At 37.6% G+C, this 26470-nt stretch carries 22 protein-coding genes; 11 read left to right on the top strand and 11 right to left on the bottom strand.

Annotated elements, in window-relative coordinates; genetic code table 11:
• The first annotated feature begins 285 nt into the window (after positions 1-285).
• From D017_RS11310 to D017_RS11285, 6 genes are all read left to right on the top strand, one after another.
• Positions 286-1056 carry a YHYH protein gene (locus tag D017_RS11310; protein WP_225969300.1) on the top strand — a complete coding sequence of 257 codons (771 nt, stop codon included), beginning with the start codon at positions 286-288 and terminating at the stop codon, positions 1054-1056.
• A gap of 75 nt (positions 1057-1131) precedes the next feature.
• A complete protein-coding gene (locus D017_RS11305; RefSeq protein ID WP_051583884.1) occupies positions 1132-1671 on the top strand; it encodes a hypothetical protein in 540 nt (179 codons plus the stop codon).
• A complete protein-coding gene (locus tag D017_RS11300) occupies positions 1649-2341 on the top strand; it encodes an SCO family protein (RefSeq protein WP_035336605.1) in 693 nt (230 codons plus the stop codon). The genes D017_RS11305 and D017_RS11300 overlap by 23 nt, the downstream gene beginning before the upstream one ends.
• Positions 2342-2657: 316 nt before the next feature.
• On the top strand, positions 2658-2945 hold the full coding sequence (locus D017_RS11295) for a hypothetical protein (protein ID WP_035336604.1): 288 nt from the start codon (positions 2658-2660) through the stop codon (positions 2943-2945).
• A gap of 121 nt (positions 2946-3066) precedes the next feature.
• Positions 3067-4065: a YHYH protein gene (locus tag D017_RS11290; protein ID WP_035336603.1), complete on the top strand. Its 999-nt coding sequence runs from the start codon at positions 3067-3069 to the stop codon at positions 4063-4065.
• Positions 4055-4690, top strand: coding sequence for a hypothetical protein (locus tag D017_RS11285; protein ID WP_035336601.1), 636 nt, complete (start codon positions 4055-4057; stop codon positions 4688-4690). Before D017_RS11290 ends, D017_RS11285 begins: the two co-directional genes overlap by 11 nt.
• A 338-nt stretch (positions 4691-5028) precedes the next feature.
• On the opposite strand, the gene D017_RS11280 is transcribed toward D017_RS11285, so the two are convergent.
• Complete coding sequence (locus D017_RS11280; protein WP_035336599.1) at positions 5029-5997, bottom strand: type I phosphomannose isomerase catalytic subunit; 969 nt, start codon at positions 5995-5997, stop codon at positions 5029-5031.
• 57 nt (positions 5998-6054) lie between these two features.
• On the bottom strand, positions 6055-6864 hold the full coding sequence (locus D017_RS11275) for a dolichyl-phosphate beta-glucosyltransferase (protein ID WP_035336596.1): 810 nt from the start codon (positions 6862-6864) through the stop codon (positions 6055-6057).
• A gap of 187 nt (positions 6865-7051) precedes the next feature.
• Here D017_RS11275 and D017_RS11270 point away from each other — a divergent pair, with 187 nt between their 5' ends.
• From D017_RS11270 to D017_RS11260, 3 genes are read left to right on the top strand one after another with little or no spacing between them, the layout of a single operon-like run.
• Complete coding sequence (locus D017_RS11270; protein WP_035336595.1) at positions 7052-10141, top strand: membrane protein; 3090 nt, start codon at positions 7052-7054, stop codon at positions 10139-10141.
• A 38-nt stretch (positions 10142-10179) separates the two neighbouring features.
• Positions 10180-11379: a hypothetical protein gene (locus D017_RS11265; RefSeq protein ID WP_152023892.1), complete on the top strand. Its 1200-nt coding sequence runs from the start codon at positions 10180-10182 to the stop codon at positions 11377-11379.
• A complete protein-coding gene (locus tag D017_RS11260) occupies positions 11376-12890 on the top strand; it encodes a glycoside hydrolase family 2 TIM barrel-domain containing protein (protein ID WP_035336593.1) in 1515 nt (504 codons plus the stop codon). Before D017_RS11265 ends, D017_RS11260 begins: the two co-directional genes overlap by 4 nt.
• Here the strand turns inward: D017_RS11260 and D017_RS11255 are convergent, their stop codons facing one another.
• The 4 genes from D017_RS11255 to D017_RS15530 form a co-directional block, all read right to left on the bottom strand.
• A complete protein-coding gene (locus tag D017_RS11255; RefSeq protein WP_021779323.1) occupies positions 12891-14093 on the bottom strand; it encodes a glycosyltransferase in 1203 nt (400 codons plus the stop codon).
• 40 nt (positions 14094-14133) lie between these two features.
• Positions 14134-14433, bottom strand: a complete 300-nt coding sequence (locus D017_RS11250; RefSeq protein ID WP_035336592.1) for a hypothetical protein — start codon at positions 14431-14433, stop codon at positions 14134-14136.
• A gap of 342 nt (positions 14434-14775) precedes the next feature.
• A complete protein-coding gene (locus D017_RS11245) occupies positions 14776-16014 on the bottom strand; it encodes an oligosaccharide flippase family protein (protein ID WP_035336591.1) in 1239 nt (412 codons plus the stop codon).
• 9 nt (positions 16015-16023) lie between these two features.
• Positions 16024-16158: a hypothetical protein gene (locus D017_RS15530; protein ID WP_262485442.1), complete on the bottom strand. Its 135-nt coding sequence runs from the start codon at positions 16156-16158 to the stop codon at positions 16024-16026.
• A 1057-nt stretch (positions 16159-17215) separates the two neighbouring features.
• On the opposite strand from D017_RS15530, the gene D017_RS11240 reads away from it, so the two are divergent.
• Both D017_RS11240 and D017_RS11235 read left to right on the top strand, forming a co-directional pair.
• Entirely contained in the window at positions 17216-19237 is a 2022-nt protein-coding gene (locus D017_RS11240; RefSeq protein WP_035336590.1) for a tetratricopeptide repeat protein, read from the top strand.
• Between the two features lie 229 nt (positions 19238-19466).
• Positions 19467-20033, top strand: a complete 567-nt coding sequence (locus D017_RS11235) for a hypothetical protein (protein WP_192816516.1) — start codon at positions 19467-19469, stop codon at positions 20031-20033.
• Between the two features lie 452 nt (positions 20034-20485).
• Here the strand turns inward: D017_RS11235 and D017_RS11225 are convergent, their stop codons facing one another.
• The 5 genes from D017_RS11225 to D017_RS11205 all read right to left on the bottom strand — a co-directional run bounded on the left by D017_RS11225 (position 20486) and on the right by D017_RS11205 (position 26468).
• Positions 20486-23086, bottom strand: a complete 2601-nt coding sequence (locus D017_RS11225; protein WP_035336588.1) for a T9SS type A sorting domain-containing protein — start codon at positions 23084-23086, stop codon at positions 20486-20488.
• 129 nt (positions 23087-23215) lie between these two features.
• Complete coding sequence (locus tag D017_RS11220; protein ID WP_035338207.1) at positions 23216-23935, bottom strand: LytTR family DNA-binding domain-containing protein; 720 nt, start codon at positions 23933-23935, stop codon at positions 23216-23218.
• A 38-nt stretch (positions 23936-23973) separates the two neighbouring features.
• Positions 23974-24291 (bottom strand): Hpt domain-containing protein, encoded by a 318-nt coding sequence (locus tag D017_RS11215; protein WP_051583883.1) that lies wholly within the window; start codon positions 24289-24291, stop codon positions 23974-23976.
• A gap of 2 nt (positions 24292-24293) precedes the next feature.
• Positions 24294-25337, bottom strand: a complete 1044-nt coding sequence (locus D017_RS11210) for an ATP-binding protein (protein ID WP_035336586.1) — start codon at positions 25335-25337, stop codon at positions 24294-24296.
• Positions 25338-26468, bottom strand: a complete 1131-nt coding sequence (locus D017_RS11205) for an FIST N-terminal domain-containing protein (RefSeq protein WP_035336585.1) — start codon at positions 26466-26468, stop codon at positions 25338-25340. It abuts the gene before it with no gap.
• Between the last annotated feature and the right edge of the window lie 2 nt (positions 26469-26470).

Below are 26470 nucleotides of genomic sequence, written 5' to 3'. Positions count from 1 at the left end.
AAATATAATCTGTATTAGAATGTAAGATGCTCTTTTCATACCGCAAATTAAAGCTATTCTCAAGTAACATTTCTCAATATAAGCCATTTTTGAGTGCTTAGAATCGGCACTCAACTATCAATTACGGTCATTCACTTAAAACTTACGCTGGTTCGCTGAATGATAGCAAATCGAAATCTCTTTAAGACGTACATTTAACTCAACAAAAGACTGAATTTAAGAATTTTATGTAATGATTTTTTCGAAGATTCAGATTTAATGATAACAGCTAAAACTCCATTTGTGATGAAAAAAAATCTAATGAACAAAATCGTCCCGCTATCTGTAATCGTAGCAACTACTGCTTTCACAATTCTAGCATGTAATAGTGATGAGGGAGATGTGACAACAGCATCAAATAATGATGACGAAGTTGCACTCACAGAGCTTCACCAGGCATACACTGCTTTTGATACAGAAGCAACTACCATTTACATTGATGGATCTAACGTAGTGATTGAGACTACTGGTTTACCTAACCACGAGACCGTATACTGGGGAGAAGGCAATTCCTTGTATAGAGAAGAGCCAGACGTTGCCGTGACGCCTTCTATTATGACTAGTAATAATAATGCAACAACTATTACTGTAGATGGTACGCCTAACCTAACTGGTAGCACTGTTGTGACTCAATTAAATACTATTGGTATTGCAGTGAGTGGTGCATCAATATTTAATGATCAAGAAGGAAACGGTGCGCTAGATCAAGCTGCAGCAAGTTTAGATTGGACAGGAGCTCACATAGGGCCTGGAGTATATCATTATCACCTAGAACCAAAAGCATTTACAAATGACGATGATAACCTTGTAGGTGTATTGCTAGACGGTGTTTTCCTTTATGGTAGAAAATGTGATGCTACAGGAACGTATCCTACAGATTTAGATGCATCTGGAGGTCACACGACTACCACACAATTTACACAAGGAGATGAGGAATATCACTACCACATTATTAATGAATTATATTCTAACACGGGCTCATACATTGCTTTTGCTGGACCTTACCAAGGATACTAAATCATGTGTGTTAGATCATTTATTATCATACTAAGCATCCTATTAATTTCCTGTAATGACAATTCGTTACAGGAAGTGGATATTGCTATACATTCTGATAAACCTAGAACTATCAGCGATATAGAGGTATTAAAAGAAGAGCTGGTTTTGAATCCGCTAGAAGGTGCTTGGTATTATAATAACGAATTATTTTCTGGATACTCACTAAGGTTTTATCCTAACGATACACTTGCCGAGAAAATAGGATATATCCAAGGTAAACGAGAAGGAATAGCTCAAAAATGGTCTGAAAATGGTACACTACGTATTGAATCTTACTATAAAAACAATCGGCTAGATAGTATTTATAAAAGCTGGTGGGAAAATGGAGTTCTGGCTTCTCAATCCAATTACACTAAAGGAGTGAAGGAAGGTGTTGAAAGAGAATGGTATGCTACTGGCGTACTTGCAAAGCAAAGGAAATTAGACAATGGACAAGAAAGCGGTTTGCAAAAAGCCTGGCTTGAGAACGGAACATTATACGTGAATTATGAAGCTCGTGATGGGCGAATTTTTGGAATGAGAAAAGCTAACTCCTGTTATAAATTAGAAGATGAAGTTATTATCACAAAATAAACTAATGAGCCTCTTGTTACTTCTGGTACTTATCACTATCACTAGTTGTAATCAAGAAGTAAAGAAGGAAAACGTCAAAGTAGTAGAAACTAGTAGAACAGAGTATCTACCCTATTATAATGAGAAGTCATTTACACCTAACTGGATTGTACCAGGATCACAAGAGGAAAAAGACTTTCATACAATTCCTGATTTTACGCTTACTAATCAGCTAGGGGAAACTATTACTCAAAAAACATTTGATAATAAGATTTATGTAACAGACTTCTTTTTTACTGTGTGTCCAGGGATTTGCCCGCAAATGGCAGATAATATGTTCAAGGTGCAAGAAGCATTTAAAGACGACCCAAACGTAGTATTGCTATCTCACTCCGTGATGCCTACCTCAGACACTGTCGATGTATTAAAAAAGTATGCCGAAGACAATGGTGTTATAGATAATAAATGGCATCTCGTTACTGGAGATAAGAAGGATATATACTCACTAGGAAGAGACTTCTATTTTGTAGAAAATGACTTAGGAGAAGAAAAAACGATAGACGACTTCCTTCACACAGAAAATTTTCTCCTCATTGATAGTAATAAGCACATAAGAGGAATATATAATGGTTTAAATAGATCATCTATTGCTCAACTTATTACTGATATAAAGACGTTAAAACTCGAGTAACTTACTGAAACATGCTCTTTGTAAAGAGCAACAAAACATTTATAGAAAGCTGGGTAATGAGAAAACATTACCCAGCTTTTTTTTGCGCTAATTCAACTTATTTATCTAAGAAAACAACGCATCCAACAAATTAAAGAAACCTTTATGAATAGCTATTATAGGCTAGAATAATCGCATTTACACAGTATCAAATTATAAAAAAAGGCTAGATAATGCCATTCACAGAAAACTAGCGCCCATTCACTTAAAGTGACTCATAACCATTAAACTACCTATTACATTTGATGTCAAATAAGTGTAACATAAAACTAGAAATATGAAAACTATGAAATTTAAAACGGCGGTAATAACGGCTATATTTTGTGTAGCATTTGCAAGTGTTTCAATGGCACAGGCACAACGAGGAAACGATAGAAAAAAACCACCTACGTATGCTGAACTATTGGAGCAAATGGATAAGAATGAAGATGGCAAACTTGCAAAATCTGAAATGAAAGGTCCACTAAAAAATGACTTTGATAAAGTAGATACAAACGAAGATGGTTTCATCTCTGAAAAAGAATTTAAAAAAGCACCAAAACCACAACGCAGAGAAAAAAAGTAATATGTAAAAAGTGAATTGTTTTTAATTAGCCAAAAGCTCTGTGAGTAATCACAGAGCTTTTAAAAACAAACATCACTCCTATCTAACTTCAAAAAACTTCAACCAATAAAATCAAAAAAAAATGTCATACTTCTCAAAATTACCACTCATAGGATTATTTATATCCTCAATGATATTAATAGGATGCAACTCTTGCTCAAACGATGATAATGCAACTCAAACAGGAGAAACTACAGATACAGATGGTGTCGTAATAGATGTAGATGCATCACTCTTTTATACTAGTGACAATTCTGTTACTATTACTACGGTTCCTTGTACTTTATCTAACGGAGTAACTACAGATTGCTACGAACTTGTTGTTACAAGTACACCAGCAGATCACAATATGGGTCCATGGTGTCCAGATAATATTGCAGATGATGCTGAGGCAGGAGGAATCTGGCTAGAAAACGGTCAAGTATATGATGTAGATGGAGCATTTATTGAAAATATGGCTTCCTTTTACAATGACACTACATGGCTTATGTATGACGACAATGGTGATATTTATACAACAGACTCACTAGAAGACTGTGCAAATGCCGCAAACCCAAACGTGGGAGAAGAATATGAGAATTTTTGTGTAGAATGTTTGCCCTCTTATGTGGCAGACCTCACTAGAACGTACCTCATCCCTGTAACACCTCAACGAGTTTCTAGCTCCATTAATTTTGGTGGCGGAGGTCCTATGGGAGGAAACGGCCCATCACAGCGAGGTGTAGCTTTTAATGGAGTAGTTTTTGACGCACCAGCACCTACAGATGCAATACTAGGAGCATATACACTAGCACCATTTGATGATGCTGGAGGTCACATCAATCTTAACGCAGGTTATCACTATCATGCAGCTACAGGAGTTACTACCCAGCTAGCCCAAGAAGATGGACATGCTGCAATGATAGGCTATGCAATTGATGGGCATGGGCTATATGCACAACTTAATAGTGATGGTAACGAGCCTAGCGACCTAGATGCTTGTAGAGGTCATGAGGATGATGTGAGAGGATATCATTACCATGTAGATGCAGCTGGAGCAAATAACTTTATCAACTGTTTAAACGGAGCTTATGCAAACTAGAAAAAAACTGAAATCGTTATTGATTGTTCTATGCATATTGTGTTTTTCTTTTAAAGCACTTGCACATCAATCAGATGCTTCCACTACAATGTTAGTGCAGCAAGAAGATCAAACATGGGTGCTACAAGTGAGTGCATCTCTCACTGCTTTTCAGCAAGAGATAAACACGCATTTTTCAGACACGCCTTATACCACTCCAGAGGAGTTTAAAGAAATGGTTCTTACTCATATTAAGAACAACTTGCATATACGTTTTGACGAGAATAAAGAAGTATTGTTATTAAACGGCATTGTACAATTAGGACATGAAACTAAGGTAGTTTTTAAAGTGATTGGAGTGCCTACCACTATACAAAGTGCAGTTATAGAAAACACAGCTTTTGTAGATATTCACAAAAGCCAGAGTGCATTAATCCTACTCAAAGAAGGGTTTAATAAGAAACACTTTGTACTTAATGATGATAATAATCACACCTTATCACTGCGAGTAGATGGTAAAAACTTTACTGAAGTAACAGCACATCGTGCTAGCTTATTTCCGCCTATTATGGCATTTGTTTTCATACTCATTGCTGGACTACTGTTTATTGCACTAGTGCGCAGAAAGAGTACTATTAACCCTTAAAAAGAAATGATTATTGAATGATTGATTGATTGGTTTGTTTATTTGGTTAGAGCCCCGTATGTTGTATGGGGCTTTTGTCTTTCTGTATATAAGACTATTGTATAATCGTGGTACGCTTTCGCGAAAGCGTAACTATTAAAAGTATTATTAATTCATATAATCACTCAGGATCTTTCTAATAAATTATGATAACGCAAAAAACCCTCATCGTCAAGTGACAATGAGGATTTATTATATAATCTATACGTAACCTTAGTATTGCTTAATCTAATAGAAGTAACAATAACAACAACGTACATCCTAGATTTACTTAGGGATTTGCGTACAGATTTAATTTATTAATCAATATATACTTCTAGAAATTGAGCATCCTTTGCAAAGAAAAAAGCTTCTTTAGAATTTGCTGGAAGTAAGATGGTTTCACCTTTAAATACAATCTCTGTCTTATTATTTACGGTTACTGAGGCACAACCCTCAACGCACATAAGGATTACAAAAGAGTCAAGGTTTGCATAAGATTTCTCAAAAGTTTTATTTACTCGTAGCACATTTGTGGTAAAGTAATCACAGGCAACAACATTTGACGAGGTATTACTATTTACTTTACATTCTTTCTTACATTCTTCAGTAAACTCCTTAGTAGCTGCAACAGACTGGTCAAGGTGTAAATCTCTTTTTTGACCTTCCTTATCTGTGCGATCCCAGTCATATACTCTATAGGTGATATCTGAGGTTTGCTGTATCTCTGCTGCCAGTACACCTGCTCCTATGGCGTGTATCTTTCCTGCAGGAATAAAATATGCATCACCTCTTGTTACTTTTTCTTTATTAAATACGTCATATACATTATCTCCTGTCACATCACGTAAGATTTCTGTATTTGCGTTTTTATCTTTAAGACCTAATATAATTTCTGCTTCTTCTTCATGGTCCATGATATACCACATTTCGGTTTTACCGTATGAGTTATGATCTCTTTGTGCCATCTCATCATCTGGGTGTACTTGTACAGAAAGATTTGTCTTTGCATCTAGAAACTTTATAAGCAACGGAAACTCATTTCCAAATCGTTCATAATTTGCAGCTCCTACAAACTCACTGGTGTGGTTTTCTAAAAGAGAAACCAGTGATTCTCCCTCGTATAATCCGTTTGCTACCTGTGATATATTTCCTTCTACTCCAGATATTTCCCAGCTCTCACCAGTCGTATCACTAGTACATTTCTTATTAAGTACCGATTGTAGTTTAGATCCTCCCCAGATTTTTTCTTGAAGGATAGGCTCAAATTTTATAGGATAGATGTTCATAATAGTAGATTTGATGTGGATAAATGATGTTTTATGGGGACTAGGAAACAGTAATTATTATGCTGCTATAGAAAATTCTTGAGACATAGTGTCTAGTGCAAATTCTGTAGGGATTGCGCTGGCTGCTGTATTGCTTTGAAAAGCATAGTTCATCCAGATTTGTGTAAGATTCATTGGGATTTGTAAAGCGTCTTTCATTCCTAACTTAGAATCATCTACGTGTACCCATCTCATAAGTGGCTGCTCAAAGATGTTCGTCATTGTATTTTCTTTTCCTAGGTAGCTCTTAAGACGTAAGAAGATCTCAACATCAAACAACCATCTGCTAGTAAAAGCATTGTCATATACTACAGGCACGATGCTTCTTGTAAATACTTTTGCTCCACACTGCGTGTCTCTTATAGGTAATCCTAAGATTAATAAGATAAACTGCTTCACAAATTTTGAAAACATATTTCTCATAAAGTTACGCTCTATCTCACCGCTTCCTAAAGCGTTTCTAGAACCAAAAACTACGAGCTTTCCCTCAGTCTTCAGAGTTTTAACGAGGTCCTTAAAATCTCTGAAGTCTGTAGAAAGGTCTGCATCCATAAATCCTATCGTAGAGATAGTAGACTTGCTGTATAAGAATCTAGCTCCTGCTCTTACAGCGGTTGCTTTACCAGAGTTCTTTTTTACATCTACAATGCTTATTGCATTAGGCGCTTGTTCTTTCATACTATAAAGAACCTCTAGCGTTTTATCTTTACTTCCATCGTTTACAAAACATAGGTGGTAATCGCGGTTTTCTTTAATGAATTTTACAAATGCTTCTGTGTTAAGTCTCTTTTCTTCGTTGTAGCAAGGGATGATTATTCCAGTTTTCATAATGTGTGTTTTTGTGTGTTGTTATTGTTTTACAAGACAAACATACCTCCAGATTGCAGCTATTTTTTTGAATTTTCGATGGCTGGATTCTTTGTATCGACGGTTACCATTCGTCGAAGGATGAACCATTCATCGAAAGAACTATCTTTGAATCAGAATATTAAAAAGGGTATCTTTTCACTCCCAAATGAAACAGTCTAGAACTAACAAATATTTAGTAAGTGCCGTACTCCTCGGAATGATTTTCCACGGGACGGCTATGTTTTTTACTGTAGAGCGCACTTATGACGCTCTTATACACCTGTTTTTTGCAAATCACTATGCGACTAACTGGTTTGAGCCTTGGAGTTATAGCTGGTATACTGGCTTTACAGTAATGGGATACCCACCACTAGTGCATCAAACTATAGGAGCACTCTCTTATATAGGTGGTCTTAAATTTGGGATGTTTACTGTCGCCCTCACGGGAGTCGTACTATTTATTACTGGAGTGTATCGCTTTACGATGGTGCTTATACCTAATAAAAAGGTCGCTGGTTATGCTGCGGTGCTAGCCGTATTTAGTTCTTCCTTTGTAGAAACGCTCCATATATTTGGGCAACTTCCTAGCATTATAGGTATCTCTGTATTAATGCATTGCCTGCCGGAGATATATCTCTGGGTAAAAACTGCGCGTAAACGACACCTCTTTAAAGCACTGGCATTACTCTCGGTAACGGTTACTTCACATCACGTGACTCCTATCTTTGGTATGGTTTTCTTCATATTCCCACTGTTAGGAATGGTGGTAATGGATGCTGCGAGAGAAAAGGTTAATAGTACAAAGGAGGTGACTGTTATCGCTTTCGCGAAAGCGGTATGGACCCACCTAAGACGCATCATCATATTTGGAGGATGTTCCTTGTTTCTTATCATCACGTGCATCTTACCGTACTGGGTAAATACTAAAAATAATCCGATCACGCAGGTGCCTATACCGCACGGGTCGCGTGACAGCTTTCTTGAAGTACTCTCTTCTGGACTGGTGTTTTTTGTGATCCCTTGGGGACTTTTAATGTTCTTGCTTCCTTATTTCTTTTATAGATATTATAGCAAGCGCCTTCTATTTTTTGGCATCTCATTTACCTTACTTTTTATTTTGGGTACTGGGGGTACTACACCTATTCCGCTGGCAATGCTAGGCGAAAATGCCTTTAATATCCTTACACTAGACCGCTTTACATTATGGGCATCTATAATGGCACTGCCGGTTTTTGGCGAATTTTGTTACCGCTTTGTAGAGGGAGATTATAAGGATTACTTGCAAGAAAAATGGGGAACGCTGGTGCATAGAGCATCTGGAGCATTTTTATCGCTACTATTTATTTTTATTGCCATTTTTACAATTACCCTAGGAAAATTTAGACCGAGCCAGCCAGATGTAATTAAGATGACGCCTATTGTAAACTTCTTAAATGAAGATGAGCATTATAAATGGCGATACTTACCACTAGGTTTTGGAGACCAGATGGCGTGGCTCTCTGCACAAACTAAGGCAACCACGGTAGATGGAGATTACCACTCTGCTAGAAGGCTGCCAGAGCTTACCACACGAGCGGTAGAGCGTCTCGAAAACTCAAAATATAGAGGTATAGAAGGAATAGGCTCGCTACAGCAGTTTCTTACGGTACCAGAAAAGTATCATTTAAAATATGTGTTTTCTAATGATAAATTTTATGACCCACTACTCTACTTTGCTGGCTGGCACAGATTGAGCTTACTAGAAAACGGTATTATGGTTTGGGAAAAAGCAGGTATTGCTCCCTTACCTAGTGTGCTGCCTAGAGAAGATGCACCGCTAGTTTTAAAACTTATGTGGGGCATCATTCCATTCTCAACAGTAATACTCGCAATACTATTGCATCTAGGTGCCTTATGGACGCGATCTTTTAATAGAAAAAATGAGCTTCCCTTATATTTTGCATTTGCTGCAAAATACAAGCGAGCGCCCTCCTTATTATATTGGGCTTCTATATTATGGACGATTGTTTTACTCATTATTATAGCCTATGCAGGATATCTATTTTATGTAAAAAACACCACACAACTCTCTGCAAGAAATGTGGTCACGGCCTATTATGATGCTGTAGATTTTAAAGAATTTGAGCGTGCGCACTCTTATCTTGATCCAGAGAGTGATAAAAAACTCTCACAGTTTATGCTTGAGATATCGGTCTCAGATGGCCTGTTAAGTTCATATGCAAAGCTAGATAGCTTGCACATAGATATAACACCTAAGACAGACACAACTGCACAAGGTATTGTAGATGCCACCTGGATTACACCACTCAAGGAGATACAAACTCAAGATGAGCTAGAGCTCATTAAAAAGAAGAGCAAATGGTACATTATACCTCAAAAGGTAGATCCAGACATCCCACCAGAGCAATTACTCATACAAAGTGGCACTAGATATTATAATCACGGTAAGCGTGCCGTCACCTCAGAGCAAACCTTTCACGAAGATGTACTTAAACAACCCGTTGTAGAGGTACTCTCTGCAAGACTGGTACAGCTAGACACAACCTATGCTATTGTAGGCGAAATACAGAATGTAGATAATATCCCTGCAGATATCTCTGTGACAGGAGCTTTGTATAATGAAGAAAATGAGGAGCTGGCAAGATTTAATGCAAAAGATGTAGTAAAGCATAAACTACTGCCTAAGGAAACAACGCTATATCGTATAAACTTTGAGGGTATTGCTTGGGCATCTGCGCTAGAAGAAAAGCCCACTACCTACGAGCCAGATACATTTACAGAGGTAGATCTTACAGACATCCCAGTAAACTTTGAGGTACAAGTAAGTGCAAACGTAGCAACTACAGATCTTTACCAAGCTGCAGACCTTTTTAATGTCACACAAAAAGACACAACCTTAAATGGTTTTCTCTTTAATACAAGTATAGAAGAAGCGACCATACCACAACTACTCATAGGCTACTATAATGAAGACAAGGAGTTGCTATGGGTAGAAAGCAGATATATAGATGAGAGTGTGCGCCAGCAACGCAAACGCCCTTTTTCTGAAGTACTTTATACAGATGCATTACCTAAAGAGGTTGCGTCTGGACTAGCTACGGCCTCTGTAAATGGACTACCTAACCAGAGTATCTCTGATAAGGTGGTGCCTCAACGGAATGATGCTGGGACTAACCGTACGTTTATACCTGTAGCAGGTATGCCGTATGCATATATCACCATCATCACAAATAACTATGTAGGTAATCCAAAATAATGAAGCGCCACACCCACATATCGCATTTACTTTTATATATGAGTATACTCATATGCTTCGGTATGTCTAGTTGTAAAGAAGAACCCTTTGAAGTAACAGCTACGCCTATAACACTATCTATAAATGACATAGAGGATACTACAGTTACAGAAAAGGGAATCTACATTACCACGATGGGTGACACTATTATTGCCACGGGACAGGCTTATCTCATTGTCTCTAGTACCTATGCTACGATTGTTATAGAGCCCGAAGCAATTAATAATACACCACAGTTTTATATTCCTCCTAGTTTTACAAAACGTAGTGGTGTGGTAAATTATAGCCTATATCTTAATGATAAGGTTACGCAAGAAGGAAGTTTTAGACTACTGCCCAATGCTACTCAACTAGGCACTGTAGAAACTTATCTTGGGCCACGTAGTATTGTTGCAAATGTGCGTGACTACACGATGCTAGTTAGTATCCCTACAGATACACTAGATAACACGCTGCCAGATAATACAGAAGTGGCTCTCAAGTCGCAGTTTAAATCTAACATTACAACTACATCTCACGGGGTTACATCTGGCTTTGTATGGAAACGCATTTATGCTCCACTTAAGACCGGCCGAGTAAGTACGGGAAGTACGATTGAAAATATATCGTCTAAGGAGTTGGTTGCAGATGTATTTCCAGATGTTGCTCAAGATTTTACTATCACCGCAAGTAGTAATCACAACTATGCAGATGGTAATGAAATCATCACATTTAAAAGTTCGCAAATACGCGATGCACACGGTAATGTAATGACAGACGGGACACTCGTCACCTTTTTTATGACAAATGCTAGAGGTGCCCACTGGCAGATTACAGCGAGTACTATAAATGGGTACGCTTTCGCGAAAGCGTTACACCCACATTTCCCTACCACTTGGAGTGTACGGGCAGCAGCGACAGGTATTGCACAGAGCAAAACCATTACTCAAGAGTTTACAGCTATCATAGACAGCATCCCAGCACCACAAATCACCGAAAGAAATCTAACTGTAGGCCCACTTACGAGCTACCTAGGCCAGCTAGTGCAAAATGGAATAGACGTTCAAATTACTATAAACAATAACACCTACAACGGCTTAACAAAAAATGGATCTGCCGTCTTTTATCTCAAAGAAGAAGACTATCCCGCAGGAACATATGTTGTAAACATTGAGACCCTAGGACTCGAGGCTACATACAAAATCACAATTACAGATTGAAAACCAATAAAACGCTATATCGTATCTTAATTTTGGCTGGATTTATTCTCATAAATGCGGGTATCCTCTATGGTATAAGTCAGGTGATTGCTTTTTTAAACACGGGTGCAGACAGAAGTAAGATGCTTCACCTAGATGAAACAAAAGAGCGTCACTATGTACCCCAGGTGAAGTGGGAGTCTATTGAAAATCCTGGAAGACCTATGGAAGAAGCAAATCTTAAAAGCATAGAAGAAGATTATCTAGACGCTTGGTATGTAAAGAATAGAGCTTTTTACACAGGTGAAAATGCTGGAGTTTTTGATCATTTTACAGAGCAAGCCCGCGGAAAGGTTGAGGACTTAATCACATTAAATAATGAGGCAAACGTATATATAGAAAGTACGACCCTCACCCATCACCTCTCGCTAGAATTTTATAGTGCAGACGGTACACTGGTTGTACTTACAGATCGCAATGTCACAGGTGTAGAACGTGTTTTTAAAAATGAGCAATTTCTAGTAGAGCGCTCTTTTAATGATGATTATAAAATCATACTATTACTAGAAGATGGCTTCTGGAGAGTGCGACATTTTGAAAAAGTAGCCTCACATCCAGTAGATGATGCTCAAAAAGAGACTATCCCGATTGATCTTGCAATGCTAGAAGGAATTAACTATTACCCACAAGGGAGCCCTTGGGATACCTTTGGAGCTACGTTTAGTAAAGATACCCTCACCACAGATTTTAAAATTATTAATGATCTTAAGCTTAATTCTATAAGAGTCTTTGTGGGGTTTGAGGATTTTGGCAAAGCGCGTGTTCCGCGAGAAAAGCTTGAGAAACTCACATCACTTCTAGATGAAGCACAAGCAGCAAATCTTAAGGTTGTGGTCACCCTTTTTGACTTTTATGGAGATTATCGCATACAAGACTGGACTATTACAAATGCTCATCTATATAGTATCGTGACACATATAAAAGACCATCCTGCTTTATTAGGATGGGATATAAAAAATGAGCCTAATCTAGATTTTGAAAGTCGCGGGCAACGTGAAGTTTTATCTTGGCTGAGTCAAACGATAGATTATCTCAAGACTATAGATAATACACACCCAGTAACTATAGGCTGGTCTTCGCCAGAGGCCGCATTATATCTAGAAAATAAAGTAGACATTATCTCTTATCATTATTACAAAGACCTCAAGGACCTAAGTGCTGCTCACAAATTAATAACAGATGTAACTAGTAAACCTGTGGTTTTACAAGAATTTGGTCTTGCCGCTTATCACGGTTTATGGAATCCCATAGGTCCAGATGAAGAAGATCAAGCTGCTTATTATACTGAGTTTTATAAAACCCAGAAAAGAGATAGTATACACTATCTCTCTTGGACACTTTATGATTTTAGGGATATACCGAGTGAAGTGGCTGGTAGATTACCGTGGCGAAAGAACAAACAGGCTTTTTTTGGAATTGTTAATACACTTGGGGTGAAAGACGATGCCTATTTGATCATTAAGAACCGGTAATTATGCTGCCATTAATGTGGTGTTTTTTGTTCTTCTTGATGTGCCATTAAAAACATCTATATACATTTGAGCAATACGGCTCATAGGTAATGCTGTTGCTGCTTGATAATTTGCTTTTGCTATTTCTGTTCTGTAAGCGTCGTTTGTTACAAGGTTTTGGATTCCTGTAGCTAGACTATGTAAACTCTCTGGGTTAAAAAACTCACCTCTGTATCCTTCTTCTTTTACAAGAATACCAAGATCTCCTAGGTCTGGCATTACTACTGCCTTACCATAACTTCCAGCCTGGTGTAACACTCCTGAGCTTCCGGTAGTAGATGTGTATGGAAAAACAACCATCGCACTTTCTGAAAAGATTACAGGTACATCTTCTTCTTCTACATAACCTGTAAATGTAAGATTAGGAACGTGTTTATATACTTCTTGAACTTCTGCTAGGTATCCTGGTGTGTTAGGACTATCTGTACCAGCAATTACAATCTCAAGATCACGACCGGTTTGCTCTCTTACGATTTGAACAGCTTCTATAAGTATCTCTACTTTCTTGTAGGTTCCAAATTTTCCGAACGTCATTATTTTTAAAGGACCTGGTGCTACATCATAAGATGGCTCTTCTGGAATCTCAAAGGTACCGTGAGGGATCAGTACACAATTTTTTGCATTATACTTCTCTTCTAGTATGTCTACATATTTACTGATGGTAAGCGCTACTGTATCTGCTTTAAGTACCACACGAGTAAGCATCTCGCCTATGAAGTTATATGCCTTTATTTTTAATTTATTACTTGTAAAACCTGCACTATCAAGATCTACAGTTTCCATTATATTGTGAAGTAATACCGTTGTTTTTACTCCCATCATTTTTGATACCCAAGGAGAAAACAATCCTAGCGCTGCAGCTACCTTCTTATCTCCAAACTTCATAAACTGTAGGTTATAAAGTACTGCATCTGGTTGTGTTGCTCTTACGGCTTTTGCAATAGAGAATACATTTTTTAAGCTATTGAATTTCCAACATTGCTTTACTGTAATCTCGCATCCATCTTCTTCAAAAGTGATATCTGCTTGGTCTGGAGTTACATCTGTAAGAAGTACCAGTTCTGTTACTTCTTGGTTTTGACGAAAGTGCTTTACTAAATGGTATGCATATTCGTTTAAAGTTACTTTGCTCGGTGGATAGGCCGTTACGATTGCTAGTTTCATAATATATAGATTTGATGTTGTTATAGTAATTTGTGTAGTCTTATGCTGCTGCCTGGTAATAGTTAGACTGATTATTAATTTGCGCATATAATTCGGCAACTGCTGGCTCTGGATAGCTGAAAAACTTAAGTGATTTTTCTTCTGAGATTTCGGCTTGTAAGCTTTCTAAAACTCTTACTAGTTTCTTAGCTCCTTTTTTAACCTCACATAAATTTATGATGACATTATCTTCTACAGATAATAGTGCTTTAAAGTATCCTTTTACTTCTTGTACGTGTGTGTTTGATACTTTTCCTTTGATACAAGTTACTCCGTAAATGTTGTTTATTTCTAGTGCCATAATATTTGTTTTTAAGTAGTTATGTTTTTTTGATAGTACAAATATGGGGCTTTGTTTTCGCGAAAGCGGACGAAAAACGTTTACTCGACCGTTAGTATAGACGAATGGTATTTGACCTTCGATAAACGATTTTGCACTTTCTTACAATTACAGCTTACATAGGCTAAGTTACTATACTGCAGCTGCTAAGATTAGATATCACTAGATAGAGATTTGATATAGATAAGGAGTATATAAAAGGATATTATAGACCTCCCTAATAGGCTTCAGTTAGTCAAAACAAAAACCCTCTCACAAAAGCAAATGCTTATGTAAGAGGGCAACTACAATTTGGGGAAACTGTTACTTTACTTGCATCTTCCAGAAATAAAGTAATTGAGCAATGAGTAAACTTCCCATTGCAACTACTTGGGCTAAAACAACTTCAAACAATGAATCGTGGAATAATATGATTAACACTATTTGTAACACTCCAAAAATGGCAGCAATTACAATAGGTTTATAATGATCTAGGGATAGATAGTAGTAGGCAAAAATGTTTGATAGGGCAAAAAAAGATGTCGCAAGTGCATACCAACCTAATAATGGAGCAATAGACATATACTGTTCTCCAAATAATATTTGTACTGCAAATGATGGAAACAGAAATGTAAATAACACGATACCACTAGCAAGGGCTGTGATGTACCCTACATACTTCATAAGTACAGGTACAGAGTTCTTACCTTCCTTGCGCATAGATACTACCGTAGGTAATAGTAACATCACAAACATCCAGGTTACAAAGTAAACTACACGACCTATAAGGGCTAGAGATGCATATAATCCTGCATCATAAGATGGAAAATAGTGTTTTACTAAGAGTATATCACTGTTGTTACAAATGATCTGGGTAAGCTCATAGCACGCAGTAAGTACAAAGAAGTTCATAACTGCCTTGCTCTCTTTTGAGGTAAGGGCAGATTGCACTGCCTTTTTAGACGTTAACTTTTTAAATGGAAATACACCTGCTATAAAAGAGATTGCGATTGCTGTAGCTACCGCGACAGACGATTCTATATTGAAGAAAAGTAATAATGCAAAAGTAAGTGCGAGTCTGCATACCATTTCAAATTGGTAGGTGATAGATAATGCAATAAAGGATTTACGTCCTTGAAGATTTCCTCTGTTTACGCTCATTATGAAATAAAGTGGGACTGCTATTCCAAAAATGGTAAACATTACAGAAGATTCTGTTTGAAAAAGTGTTTGCAGCGATCCTGCAAAAACTACAATTGCCGCACCCAATATGATTCCAAAGGTGGTAGCTTGTTTATAAGCTCTTTGTACAAATGCTTCTTGTTTTGACTTGTCAAACTCCGTTGTAAACTTTGCAACTGCTAGCTGAAAAGTCATTGCAACAAATGATAATACAAGTAGTAAGGTGATAAGTATAGCAGCATCTGCAAAGGCGCCAGGGCCTAGTACTCTACCCAGTCCTAAATTATAGAGGTAGTTTCCTCCATTTACCACAAAGGCACTGAGCATAAATATTTGCTCGGGAGAGAGTATCTTTTTGATTTTGTGTTGTATAGCGATCATAACTAATGATTAATAAGTCATTAACTGGATAACCGGCTTATCTACCTTTCTGTGTACTACACTTAATGTATTACTAGCTTGTGTATTTCTAGCGTTGTGTACTACTCTTAATGTGTTTGAGTTATTTATTACTGTAAGTCCCATAATTGTTTTGTTGTTTGTTTCTGGTACAAATATGCGAGCAATTAAGAGGCTTTCGGTTGAAATTTCGATGAGTAGAATTTTACTGTAGACGAGTGGTCGTGTTTTATCTTTAAAGTATATATTGGTGTAATAATGCTTTCGCGAAAGTTTAATGTGATACTATATAAGGAGTGGTTTTTGGGGAGTTGGGGTGTGGTTCTTACTCACACGCAAAAACATCTCCTCCTAGACATTTATATATTACTCACTCGTACTCAAAAACATCTCCTCCCGGCCTCCTCTTCAAAGAGGAGGAGCACGCAACGAAGAAAGCCCCTCTTTGAACTTGCCTCCGACGAGTGAAGTATGAACGAGAGGAAGGCACATTTGGGGAGATGTTAGTAACTATCTTCTCACTCAAACGGAAAAACATCTCCTCTGGCATTTATATATTACTCACTCAAACGAAAAAACATCTCCTCCCAGCCTCCTCTTCAAAGAGGAGGAGTGACAACTTGGAGCCCCTCTTTGAACTTGCCTCCGACGAGTGAAGTATGAACGAGAGGAAGGCACATTTGGGGAGATGTTGGCTACTAACTTCTCACTCAAACTCAAAACATCTCCTCCCAGCCTCCTCTTCAAAGAGGAGGAGTACACAAAGATGAAAGCCCCTCTTTGAAATTGCTTCCGACGAGTGAAGTATCAATGAGAGGAAGGCACCTTTACGGAGATGTTGGCAGCTATCTTCTTACTCAAACGCAAAAACATCTCCACCCAGCCTCCTCTTCGAAGAGGAGGAGTGAAAAAAGAAGCCCCTCTTCGAAGAGGGGTTGGGGAGATGTTCGCGGTGGTGATATTAAAAATTGAAGAAAGGCCCATTTGGGGAGATGTTGGAGGCAAGTGACTTTAGGAACAATAAATAGAACCTTGGGGAGATATTCACAGCTCACTTCCCTCAAAACTCCATTCACACTTTAGGCAACCTCCACCAGTCGACGATAAGTGTCGACGAATTGCAGATACATTAAGATTGAATCCTTTGTATATTGCCATAACTTGCACTTGTAAAACATACGCAATGAGACAACTAACATATATTATTCTTTTCCTACTAGGTGCAACAGCATACAGCCAAGATATGTCTGCAGGTTTCACTTTATTAGAAACTGGGAAATATGAGGAGGCAAAAACATTTTTTGGAGATGTGCTTGAAGACTACCCAGATAATAAAACGGCAAGACTCTGTTACGGTCGTGCTCTAGGGTTGAGTGGTGAGAGTGGCAAAGCAAGAACACTTTTTACAAACCTTAAAGCAGACTACCCTACAGATTTTGAAGTGGGCTTAAACTATGCCGAGTCTCTTTTATGGGATAGTGATTTTAGCGCTGCAAAAGACTTTTATGAAACCCTCGTTGCCAAAGATAGTACAAGCTTCTCTGCCCTACTCGGCTATGCAAACACGCTTTCTAACCTTAAAGAATATGACGCGGCAATCGCTTATGTAAACAAGGCACTTACCGTACAACCTGGTAATGCAAATGCTGCGGTGTCAAAAAAGTTTATGCGTTTAGGTAAGGCAAACCAACTAACAACTGCCTTTCAATATGATGCGGCAATACAATTACTTAAAAGTGCTCTTGAGGATATGCCTAACGATCAGCAAATCATAAGCGCGCTTGCAAATACCTATATCGCAAAGAAGGATTTTGACAACGCAAACACGATGTACAGTAAGCTTTCAGATACCTTAACATCGCAAGTGGGTAAATCATTAGTTGCTCACTTACAGAAGGACGACAAGCTCGCATTATCACTGGCGCAGGAGAGTATTAATTTCGCGAAAGCGGACACTACAAAAATCATTACTGCAAACGAGCGCTACATACAAGCACTCATCTGGAACGGAAAATATGCCACAGCAAGAACTGCCATTGCAGATCTTAAAAGCACCTTCCCGACTAATGCGCGCGTGGCTGCACTTAAGGCAACTTTAGGAATGTACACGGGGACTTTTAAAAAGAGTATCGAGGTGTATAACGGTATCCTTGAGAAGGACAGCGCCTCTTTTGACGGAAATCTCGGGATTGCAAATGCGTACCGTGCACAGGGTAATCTAGATGAGGCTTACGCTTTCGCGAAAAATACCTTAACCTTCTACCCAAACCAGAAAGATGCTACTGGGTTAATGAAAACAATAGAAAGTAGCCTCGCTCCCGTGATCGAAAAACGAGCTGCATACACCAAAGATAATGGTGATAACCAAGCATACTCGGCTGGTCTGACCGCTACCTTGCCATTTACAAGTAGGTTTAAGGCTATATTTTCTTACAACTACCGTACTACCGAAAATATGACCACAAACACGATGGCTTATAACACAAATGCAAGCCTTGGAGCTCATTACAGAGTCATAAATAATACCTGGCTAGAAGGTACATTAGGGTTTGTAAAAGCAGATGCAGATGCAAATGAGTATACAGATGTAAACGGATCTATTTTTGTAAAGTCAAGACCTTTTCCGCTTCAGTTTTTAGAGGTGGGTTACAGCAGGACGTTACAAGATTTTAACGCCGCATTACTAGACGAAAAGATATTTATGAATAACTATTCCCTTAACTACAATATGGGAACAAACATAAATCTAGGTTGGTATACTGGTTTAATGCACACGCAGCAAACAGATGGAAACTCTCGTAACTTATTATTCACTTCTTTATACTACAACTTTACAAAAAACCCAACGCTTAAAGGTGGTATCAATTACCAGTATGTAGGTTTTAAGGATCAAGTACCTACGTTATATTTTAGCCCATCAAAATACCAAGCAGTTGAGTTGTTTTTAGATCTTACTGGTCAAGCAGGAAAGTGGAGCTATGCAGCAAACGCTGCAGGAGGTTTACAAGTAGTAGAAGAGGATGAGGCTTCTACACTTTTTCGCGTAGAAGCCAGAGTACAGTATGCGATATCAAACCGCTTCCAGATGGGTGCTTACGGTAAGTACAGTAACATTGCCTCTGCAACCGCAGCAGGATTTGAGTTTATGGAAGTAGGTTTAAAGCTGAGATGGCAAGTACTTGAAAAAGGAATTATAAAGATGTAATCTTTAAGACGCTATTTGATATTAAAAAAACGCCCAGCTGGGCGTTTTTTTTTGTTATAACATACAGATTATACTTCTTCATAGAGTTAGTATACTGTTAGTTTTAAGAAGCATAGAACTAAAATATTCATTGTATATTTAGGTCAAACTAACACGACTGGAATCACGTTTGTTTACTATCTAGAGGATAAATTCCGTTGTGGAATGCCACTGTTTTACAAAAAAAACTTTGAAGGCAGAAATAAAATATATAGAATTGAAAAGCAGGCTTTCAAATAATGAAAATGCCTGGATTGGTCTTGTTTCATTTTCAAAAAGCGGAAAGACAATTTACTTTAACGGTAAGGCATTTCAGAGTCTTAACGGGCTGGGAATTAACGGAAATTATTATGACTTGGAAAATGGAGATGAATATTGGATTTCAGGTGTTAAAAAAGATATGACTGATCGTCACAAATTCGACGGAGGAAAAATCTACGTAGAAAAACGAATTTTAAGTGAGTATCTCCAAATTATCAGAAAGACTAAATTACCAAAAGCTGATTATGAACTTACTGAAGTCATCACTGAAAAGCCAATCCAACGAATTAATCAACTCGAAAATGAAAAAACCAATCAAGCTGCATTTGATACGAATTTGTATTTCAAACAGCCAAACGAATTGAGCATTAATGAAATTAAATTGCTAATTACGGAACTCATATCGGACGAAAAGAGTGAGAGCTTTAATAAAGTTTGTAGGAGTATCAAGCACAAGCGTATTGAATTAATGACTGAACTTAAAAAACGAGAATAATTGATTTCAACGGATATTGAATTTACGATAATGTATTTGAGCTATGGCATTGTATTCTTGCTAATTCTATTAGGTTTATGGTTTAAACAAAAAAGAATCTTTTATTTACATCTATTCGTATTTTTACTTTACACAGCTTTTATGGTTTATATCTCTAGTGGTGAAGAAAATTTCAAAGGTGGTGGCTCATTAGTGGTATTATTTTATGGTATTCTATTTCCAATCGTACATTTATGTATTTACGGAATTATCCAAATTATAAGTATTACTGTAGTAAACAGAGCTAAAACACCAGATAAAACATCTCATATATAAAATAGTGAAGGTCATTACTAAGACATAAGTTTAATCATTTTTAGCAAGTCAAAAAAAACACGCTCCCACCCACAAAAAAAGCCACCACCGTCCCCGGTGATGGCCAAACATCAAATCAAATCAAAAAAACTACTTACTTATCTCTTTATGACAAACTTGCCACTGTGTTGTTGTGAGGCACTATCTACTAGTTTATAGGTATAGATGCCTGTCTGTAGGTTTGGAGCTGTGTATACAGCTGTTAACCCTCCATTATTTGTTGTTATATCTTGCGTGTCTACTATGCGTCCTAACATATCTACTACTGTAATTTGTACCGTTGCACTTGCTTGTGGCAATCTTATTGTAGTCTGCGATATAAATGGGTTAGGGTAATTTATTAATGCATCTGCTACCATGATATTCTCTTCGGTTGAGAGTACTTCTGAGTTTGCAAATTGTATCTCATTAATGTCCATTTCCTTTGTAACCATCGTTCCATCTTGAGATACCATGGTAAATACCACAGTTACGAGATCATTAAGCAACAACGGTGTTCCCGACGGACTTGTAAAGTTGTCAAATAAAATATCAAAATCTTGAGAGTTGTCTGTAAGTGCTATCGTTGCTTTGTACTGATCTTCCCAGATTTCTATGCTTTCCTTTACAAAGGTTATTTCTAAGTTTCCTGTTCCCTTTGCTGTCATTTGTAATGCATTAAACATACTTACATCTACTGCTTGAAAACGTGGTGTAAGTGCTCTATATGCCGCAACATAGCTATTTGTTGTTGCTGTGAGTGACAAGTTGCGTTCTATAGCATAGGTGTCATCTCCGTATGTTTCTTCATTTTCTGAAATCTCATAGGTTACTACATCTGTCCCTACTTGAGATGCATCTACTCCCCATGGCCCGTCAGATAGAAATAAATCATCTGGTGTGTTTATACCATCTCCTATTCTAAAGCCTATGTCAAATAAATATCCTGTGTCAATAGTAACCTCTGTGATGTAATTTTCGCCAAGTGAGATGCTCGATGTGGTTGTTACTATCTCGCTTGTTTCTGTTGCTCTTATTCCTGCATCAAATGTTACACTCTCGGTTGCATTTGTATTGATGATTTCTAGTTGTAACGCTCCGTTGTTATAGTTTCCTTTTTTTACAAATACGGTAGGTGGTGTCGAGGTATTATATGAAGTTACTGGCTTCTGTACTTCTAGAAGATTCAAAACTTGTTGTCCTAGTTTGTGTAAATCATCTATTGAGTTTGCCCATATTTGGAAGTTGTAAAAAGTGACATCATCCTCATAACGATCAAGATTCCAGTGGCTTTCTACAATAAACTCAGTCTCATTGTTTACCATTTTCGCCGAAAGGCTTAAAACAAATTCTACACTGCCGTCTATATTTCTTATTAGAGATTTAATAAACTGCTGTCCATTAATCTCTATGGTAGACACAGAGGTAAGCTCTGCTCCTAGTAAACGATCACAGATATACTTTGTATGCTCATATACGCCATTTTCTGTTTTAAGAGCAAGTATAGATGCGGTTGAGAGTTCTCCTTTTATATAGTCTACAGCATATACTTCGGTTGCATTTGTAATACCTACCAGATCTGCAGGTGTAGATTCAACTACATAATCTTCGCTAATTTCTTCAAGCGGGATAAGATCTGCAAGCGTAAATGTTTGAGCAGTTCTTACGGCATAGCTATCCTTCTTACCTACAAGTGGTGCAAGGTCTTTATTAAACTCATAGCTCTCTTTTGCACGGTTAAAATTACGTTTTGCAATAGCGTTAGAGAGTCTATTATTACTTTCTAATCCTCCTTTATTTCCTGTAGATGCTTCTGGATCTATAGTGGCACACATCCCGTATCCTGAGCATGATGGATCTTCACAATCTATAAGACCGTCACCATCATCATCAATTCCGTTATCGCATATTTCTTGTAACACAGGTGCAGTAGGGCATCGAGCGCCATCATTACTAGCACTTGATGGCCCAAAAGCAAAGAGGTTTGAATCTATAACTCCTATCCCATCAAGGTCTTGAACACTTTGTATTACATAGATAGTCCCTGTTTGATTTGCAGATATGTAGAATCGTCCTGAAGCATCAAAATATACAGCTCCATAGGTATAGTTTAGTCCTGATAAAATAGGTACGACGCCTAAAGCCTGCACCTGGCCATTGTCAGGGTTGATTCTATACAAGATGTTTGTTCCTTTCTCAACGGCGTACAGCTGATTATCTACTGCATTAAAAGCCCAGTCATGTACACTTAAATTTTGTGATAATGATGCAGTTGCAGTAAGTTCTGTATATGTTTCTGATGCTGGATCAAGATCTACAGTGTAGTATGTGCTCCCACCAGCTTTAAAGTAATATTGTCCTGTAGCGCTTATATCACCTACATATTTATTGCCAGTAGGTAATGCATCAATAGTGATGGTAGTAGTCTCAAAGTTCTTGCCTATTTTAACAATAGATTTTGCAGGGCTTGATAAGTATCCCCAGATGTAACCATCTGCTGGATTATATGCTGCTGCGTTTATGTTTCCTGTTGTGATATCCTTTGCTGCTAGAAAAGAGTTTCCAGAAGCAAGGTCAATTGCATACACATCATTGTATTGAAACAAATAAGCGCTGTAATCACAATTAAAAGGTACATCTTGTGCGCTGGCGGTAAATGAATACAACAAGCAGCTTAGTGCGATTAATTGTCTTGTAAGAGAGTAGAAATTTGCTTTCATATTGCTTCTATTGATGTGATTATAGAAACAAAATTAGGCTGTTTATATCCTGATTTTCAATTTATTCGACCGCACTGATACTTGTATCGTTGAGTGGTAATTTACTGTAGACGAATGGAATTTGTTGTTTTATAGCAAGTTAAGACGCTTCATAAGTTCAGGTCTGTTAGAACGACTTATTGGTATTACATCTCTAGCTATCAGGACACTATTATCCTCAATATCAACTATTTTTTTAATGTTAATAATATAGGAGCGATGGATTTTTAAGAAAAGACTATCTGGTAGTTTTTCTTCTATTTTTTTAAGTGTAGAGTGTACGGTGTAATTTTTTCCTTCTGTTTTTATTAGTACGTAGTCACCTTTTGCTTCTACAAGAAAGATTTTATCAAACTCAATCTTAATGAGACGCCTGTCTATATTTACATACATCTCCTTTTCTGACTCTTCTTGCTTTGCTTCTTGTGCATCTGGAGTTGCTTTTTGCAACTTAGGAGCTTTAAAACTTTCAACCTTTTGCATTGCCTTAAGAAATCTAGGCAGGGTTATAGGCTTTACTAAGTAATCTACAATACAATCATACTCAAAAGCCTCAATCGCAAAGTCACGATCTGACGTGGTGAGAACAATCTTTGGCGGATTTTTAAGCGAATCTATAAAGTCAAAACCAGTAAAATCTGGCATGTGTATATCTAAGAAAATGAGGTCAATCTCGTTCTTATTTAAAAACTTGATTGCCTGCATCGCGTTAGGAAACTCATCAATTACATTGAGTTCATCTACCTGGCTACATAAATGCGATACGATTGTACGTGCCGCAGTTTCATCATCTACAATAATACAGTTCAACATTTAAAAATTTTATGATTTAATATGCAATTTACAGATTATAAATCTTTTATAAAATGGATTACGGCGGTTAGAATGTTATCAAATTCTTCTTTCAAGGTAGACTTTCCTTCCTTAAGCTCATCTTCATAGGCAATAGCGAGCTCGTATCCTTTTTCTAATCCTACGATTCCTAGTTTATGTTTTATCTTATGTACGTTTTCGGCCGCTTTCGCGAAAGCGGAATCCTTCATATTACCTTCATATTCGGCAATTTCTTGAGGTAATTCTGCTTGTACCACTCCTATCAGCTTTTTTTCAAAACCTGCGTCTCCCCCTGAAAGTTCTTTGATATAATTGAGATTGGGCTTTTCCATAATTATGTAGTTTGAGGTAGCGTAAAGTAAAATGTGGTCCCGACGCCTTCAGTACTGTCTAACCAAATCTTACCGTCGTAAAAGTGTACAATTTTCTTTACGATTGATAACCCGATTCCCGTACTTTCAGAATCATTTTCTAGCTTTTGAAATACTTGGAAAATCTTATGAAAATAGGCTGGATTAATTCCTTTACCATTATCCTTTATTTCAAACTGGAAAACGTCATCAAGATTTCGTGCAATAACTTCTATAAGTCCTTGGGGCTTATCTATACTGCTTACAGCGTTGCCTATCAAGTTTTGAAATAACTGCTGTATTTTAAAACGGTCTGCAAGAATAGTAGGCATTTTATGTACTTTTATAGTAATATGCTCTGGTAAATGCATGAGATCTACCGTCTCTTTTACGAGTACATTTAAATCTATTTGTCGCTCTGTGCGAACCTCCTTATCAATAGATGAGTAGTTTAAAATACCTGTAATAAGGGCGTCCATTTTTTCTAAATGATTTACAATGAGCCCTATTTGCGTTTTTCCCTCCTCGCCTATCGCGTCTCCATAATCTTCTTTGAGCCAGCTTACTAACGCTTCAATACTGCGCAATGGTGATTTGAGGTCATGAGATACAATGTGTGCATAATCATTGAGCTCTTGGTTTTGCAATGCTAGTTCCTTTACCAGTAATTCTTGATCTCTGTTTACTAGGATGAGCTGCTCTGCCTGCTGGCTTATATATTCGGCTAGATTTGCATCGCCTATATCTATACCCTCATCTTGATCTTCTCCAAAGGGTTGCACTGCATTAATTACAGACTGTAAGCGTATCAATAACCCTTGTTGTCTTTGAGACTCTTCTCTTAGTTGTTTATTGGCTTCAAAAAGCTCGTCTGAACTTACTTTCATAGCCCTTTGGGTCATCTTAAATTGATTGTCAAAATTATCATATGATCTTCCCACGGCATCAAAAAAGACTTGCATATCCTCACGATCTTTTAAATCATCAGGAAGATATTTACGTATTTGTCTTTTTAAGAGTGGGTTCATCTATTCGCTTATTAAAGTGATAGTCATCGTTTGATTATGCAATTTACAACTACGTTCTCCGTAAAAAGGGGCAATCTCACCGTAAGAATACATCCCTCCTATCACGACATCATCACCTATCACACTCATTACCTCCTCTACCTCTTCTTCTATACGTTGATCTAGTACTAGCTTACGTCCTATACAGCTTATGAGCAAGGCTAATTGTGGAGGATTATTTCTTCCTTCCATCGCTCGTAATGCAGCCGTTTCTGATGCCGATGCGATACTATCCATATTAGTCATCATGAGTTGTACTTTAGATTGCTCCGGTACATCGCCAGCTAAAATCATCGCATTTTTCTCTTCATCTATATTTAAAATAGTTCGTACAAATGACTGATCGTTTTCTGCACTTTTTACATTGAGCGGATAGATAAGCGCAGAGCCTGGTAGTTCTTCTGCTTTGTCGCCTAGATATGTCTTGTATAAATCTAATGCTGGTTTACCATCTATCTCGTACAAGATATTACCATCAGATTTTGTGATAAGCCTTTCTGGCCCAAAAGGGGTCCACCCACCATAAATTGAGAATGACGCTTCAAAGGTTTCTCCATAAAAACCTATGACTACAATCTCGCCTTCCTTTGGCGCCTCATTATAAGAGGCTAGTGTCTTTTCAAAACGTGCATCATCTCCACACAGTCCGCCAGTGATTAGAACTTTAGGCAACGCCTCTTGCATCCCTTTAGTTAGAGCAGATCCATTTACAAAACTTCCTTCAGATAATACAAATATGTGCTTAAGACCTTCTTCTGTTAACTTATTTACAATTGTAGATCCTGCTTTCTCACTATCATCTCCTACCTCATGAATATTAAAAGTCTGAATCTCAAAGGAGGACTTTTCAAACTCTATTGCGGTTATTGTAATGTGGTTATCATTTACAGCGCCAGCCACAATCTCACCACTAGAAGATCCAAATACAAGATGCCCCGAAGGAAATAAGTCTCTTACTTCCTCATAAACGCCTTCTTTCTCTAGTAAAAATCGGTTACCTAGAATAAGCACCAGCGGATTATCAAGTGCTATTGATTCACTTAAATAGTGCCATGAGCCAGACGAGTCGCGTTGTAATTGTACAGTTTTCATTG

The organism is Dokdonia sp. PRO95 (genome assembly GCF_000355805.1).
GTDB lineage: Bacteria > Bacteroidota > Bacteroidia > Flavobacteriales > Flavobacteriaceae > Dokdonia.
The sequence above is the reverse complement of the archived record's forward strand: the minus strand, read 5'-3'. Positions and strand labels throughout refer to the sequence as shown.